The organism is Nonomuraea sp. NPDC049637 (assembly GCF_040675235.1).
Classification (GTDB): domain Bacteria; phylum Actinomycetota; class Actinomycetes; order Streptosporangiales; family Streptosporangiaceae; genus Nonomuraea.
Genome location: NZ_JBFAOM010000115.1, coordinates 1 through 3,955, shown reverse-complemented (window position 1 = coordinate 3,955; position 3,955 = coordinate 1). Strand labels below are relative to the sequence as shown.

At 67.2% G+C, this 3,955-nt stretch carries 3 protein-coding genes and 2 pseudogenes; 3 read left to right on the top strand and 2 right to left on the bottom strand.

The genetic code is table 11. The features are described from left to right. From AB0J71_RS49785 to AB0J71_RS49775, 3 genes are all read left to right on the top strand, one after another. A partial coding sequence (locus tag AB0J71_RS49785; RefSeq protein ID WP_364421447.1) for a hypothetical protein occupies positions 1–963 on the top strand: 963 nt, incomplete at its 5' end. Between the two features lie 224 nt (positions 964–1,187). Further along, positions 1,188–2,039: an amidohydrolase family protein gene (locus AB0J71_RS49780; protein ID WP_364421445.1), complete on the top strand. Its 852-nt coding sequence runs from the start codon at positions 1,188–1,190 to the stop codon at positions 2,037–2,039. 209 nt (positions 2,040–2,248) lie between these two features. Beyond that, a complete protein-coding gene (locus tag AB0J71_RS49775; protein ID WP_364421449.1) occupies positions 2,249–2,491 on the top strand; it encodes a hypothetical protein in 243 nt (80 codons plus the stop codon). A 26-nt stretch (positions 2,492–2,517) separates the two neighbouring features. Here AB0J71_RS49775 and AB0J71_RS49770 read toward each other — a convergent pair. Both AB0J71_RS49770 and AB0J71_RS49765 read right to left on the bottom strand, forming a co-directional pair. Continuing rightward, a pseudogene (locus tag AB0J71_RS49770) lies at positions 2,518–2,944 on the bottom strand (fumarylacetoacetate hydrolase family protein); the annotation flags it as partial. Between the two features lie 254 nt (positions 2,945–3,198). Then, positions 3,199–3,435 (bottom strand): annotated as a pseudogene (locus AB0J71_RS49765) (IS3 family transposase); the annotation flags it as partial. Positions 3,436–3,955: the final 520 nt, after the last annotated feature.

Genomic DNA, 3,955 nt, shown 5'->3' with positions numbered 1-3,955 from the left:
CAGGACGCGGGTCTCATTCACACGTCGCATGATTCGGCGAGGTTCGGGCTCGCGACCTTCAGCAACCTGTCCTACGACCCTCCCGTCCCGGGAGGATTGATCAAGATCACCGGGTTCTCGGCGAACTACACCAACCCCAACACCGCGGGTGAGCGTACCGGCGCGCTCTTCGACGGCACCGTCGACACCAAGATGTACGCCGACGAGTTCGGCGCGCCCACCGCCGACAAGCCGTATGAGGTGCAGTGGACCTACTCCAAGGCGTTCGAGGCGTCGAAGTACCGCCTGGCGACCGGCAACGACGCGCCTGGGCGCGACTTCAAGAGCTGGAAGCTGTACGCCAGGAACGGCAGCTCGGACTGGGCGCTCGTGGACACGGTGGCCGATGCCGCGTTCGGCTCGGACCGGCAGAGGTACAAGTCGTTCGACCTCGACGTCCCCGGCACCTACGACGCCTACAAGATGACCGTGACCGCGACCGCCTCCGGCGGTGACCCGCAGATGTCGGAGATCGAGATCCCGCTTCCCCCGGCCGAGATCACCGGGTTCTCGGCGAACTACACCAATCCCAACACCGCGGGTGAGCGTACCGGCGCGCTCTTCGACGGCACCGTCGACACCAAGATGTACGCCGACGGGTTCGGCGCGCCCACCGCCGACAAGCCGTATGAGGTGCAGTGGACCTACTCCAAGGCGTTCGAGGCGTCGAAGTACCGCCTGGCGACCGGCAACGACGTACCTGGGCGCGACTTCAAGAGCTGGAAGCTGTACGCCAGGAAGGGCAGCTCGGACTGGGCGCTCGTGGACACGGTGGCCGATGCCGCGTTCGGCTCGGACCGGCAGAGGTACAAGTCGTTCGACCTGGACGTCCCCGGCACCTATGACGCCTACAAGATGACCGTGACCGCGACCGCCTCCGGCGGTGACCCGCAGATGTCGGAGATCGAGATCCCGCTTCAGTGACCGAAGACAAGCAGGTGACGAACGCGCTGCGGGCTCAGCCCTGATATCGCAGTGAGCGTGGCGGGCGGTGGCGATCATCCTTGCCGCCGCTCGCCATCACCGCATCCCCCGTAGGGACAGGCGAACAGCACGCTCGAAGTCACCGAGAACATCGTGCACGCCGCCACCGTGATACCTGAGGCGTTGCGGGCTGAACGCGGCTTGATGAAGGAGGCAGCCGCACCATGATCCGGATTGACGCCCACCACCACCTCTGGAACCTCTCGGCCCGGCCGCAGGCGTGGCTCGACGCGCCGGAGCTGGAGCCGCTCAGGCGTGACTTCGGCCAAGTGGACCTGCGTGTGGTGACCGAGTCCGCCGGGGTGGACGCCACGGTGCTTGTCCAAGTGCTGGCGGACGTCGGTGAAACGGAGGAGTTCCTCGCGCTGGCAGGGCAATCCGATCTGATCGCCGGAGTCGTGGGATGGGTCGACCTGACCGCGCCCGACGTCGCCGAGCAGGTGGACCGGTTGCGCCGCGGACCGGGCGGCGACCGGCTGGTCGGCGTCCGGCACCTCGTCGAGGCCGAACCCGACCCGGACTGGTTGGTGCGCCCCGACGTGCTCGCAGGGCTGCGCGCGGTGCGCGACGCCGGACTCGTCTACGACCTGTTGACCCGGCCGCACCAGCTCACCGCCACACTGGAAGCGGTGCGGGCGGTACCGGACCTCCTGTTCGTGGTGGACCACCTGGCCAAACCGGACATCGCCTGCCGCGTGCTCCAGCCGTGGGCGACCCGCCTCTCGGCGCTGGCCGCCGAACCGAACGTGCTGGCCAAGGTGTCCGGTCTGGTCACCGAGGCGCAGTGGTCGCGGTGGACCGCACTGGACCTGCGGCCCTACGTCGACGTCGCGTTGGAGGCGTTCGGTCCGGATCGGCTCATGGTGGGTTCCGATTGGCCGGTCTGCCTGCTCGCCGCCGACTATGACCACGTGCTCGCCACCGCTGTGGAACTCCTCGACGAGTGTTCCGCGGCGGAACGCGACCAAGTCCTCGGTGGCACGGCCACCCGCGTCTACCGGTTGGGGAACCGCTGATGGACACCGTGCGACTGGCTTACGGCCGGCTTCCGCAGACTCGCCTTCGGCGCTGTTCTCGGAGATCTCCGCCCGCGCGGTGACCGTGCCCGACGAGTGGCAGGTCCAGATCCAGGACCGCATCCAGGCCGAGATGGGGCTCTTACTACTGCCACAGTGCTGGAGAGGGCCTAGTCTCCAAGACATCCGATGTCTAAGAGGAGTCTGGCGTGGCCGTCACCGATGCCGCGATCGACAAGATCAACCAGACGATTCAGGATTTGGAGGGCTTTCTCGGGGGTGAGGGCGCCGCTCAGGTAGCGGAGGTCGACGATCTCTTCCGGCGTCATCTCGCCGAGCAGCAGCCACAGCGGCTTGCCTTCGCGCTTGGCCTTGAGTCCCACAGCGCGTTGACGACCGCGGAGATCGCCAATGTGCAGCCCGGGTCCAGGACCATGATCCGGCTCAGGTAGCGGACGGTCTCCGCCAGGCCGAAGATCATGTTCTTGGTGCTGCCGTCTTGAGGCAGCTCGCCGTTAACCCACAACCGCAGGGCGAGATGCTGCGAGTCGCCGATCTCGTCGGCGGTCACCAGCCAGGGGCTCAGCGGGTTGAAGGTCTCGCATGACTTGCCTTGTCCCACTGTCCGCCGCGTTCGAGCTGGAACTCGCGCTCGGAGACGTCGTTGGAGATCGCGTAACCCGCGACGGACGCGAGGGCCTCCTCGTGGGAGCCGAGGTAGCGGCACGTCTTGCCGATGACCACGGCGAGCTCGACCTCCCAGTCGGTCTTCACACTGCAGCGCGGCACCAGCACTCATCAGGACCGATCACGGTGTTGGCGGCCTTCATGAAGACCACCGGCTCCGGAGGAACCTCGGCGCCGGACTCGGTGGCGTGGTCACGATAGTTAAGCCCGATGCACACCACTTTGCCGGGGCGGGCCTCAGGAGCTCCGATCCGCCGACCCTCGGCCTCGATGATAGGGAGGGTCCCCTGCTCCAATGCCGCACGAACGCGCTCCGCGCCGCCCGAGGCGAAGAACGCCCCGTCGAGTTCGACCTCCCCGAGGTCGCGCAAGTGTTTCCGGCGTCGTCAAGCACGGCTGGCATGCCGGTCCGAGTGCGTCGCCACCGCGCCATGTCCAGGACGAGCTTGGCTCGCTTGGTGGTGGCCGCCGACCAGCCCACGATCGCGCGGGAGTAGACATCGACGACGAACGCGACGCATACCACGCCGGCCCAGGTCGTCACGTAGGTGAAGTCCGCCAACTACCACTGGTTGGGGCGGGAGGCCGTGAAGTCGCGATTCAGCAGGTCGCTGGCACGCTCGTGTCCGGCGTCGCGCACGGTGGTGCGCCGCGCCACGACGACTCCTTCGCGGCCCAGCTGCCTCCAGACCTTGCGCACGCCGTAGACGCTGCTGTTGTTGTCGGCCGTGCACCCGGCTGATGTTGCTGCTTGAGCTCGGCGTCACGTACAGCGCGAACGCTTGGCGCGCAATTCTTGGTGGCGTAATAGGTGCTCGTTGCGATCTTCAACCTGTGCTCGGTCAGCACACGGGAGGTCGGCGCTCTTTCTCCTTGGAATGGGGCACGCCGAGGCGCGCCGGGTGGTGTTACAAACTGATGGGATGCATGACTGACACGACGGAATCGCGCCTCGGCAGCGGAGCATCCGAGCCGCTGCGTGGGGCGGCGTGGGGTGAGTGCCCTCGCCTGGTGAGGGCACTCACCGTCTGTCGGCGACGTGCCGGAGCGGCGCTTTATGGCGGCGTCCGGCACGCCGGTCTCGCTCGCCGTCAGGCCGGCGTGCCGCCGTGCCGGACGATCAGGGCGTCGGCGTCCCGGAGGAGGACGGCCCGGACCTGCTCGTCCGAGACGCCCTTCTTGCCGCTGACGGCGTCCTTGAACTTCCGGATCTCCTTGATGATCTTGTC

Excerpts from the sequence above, each read along its gene's own strand:
- AB0J71_RS49780 (WP_364421445.1), top strand. The coding sequence starts at position 1,188 with ATGATCCGGATTGACGCCCACCACCACCTCTGGAACCTCTCGGCCCGG.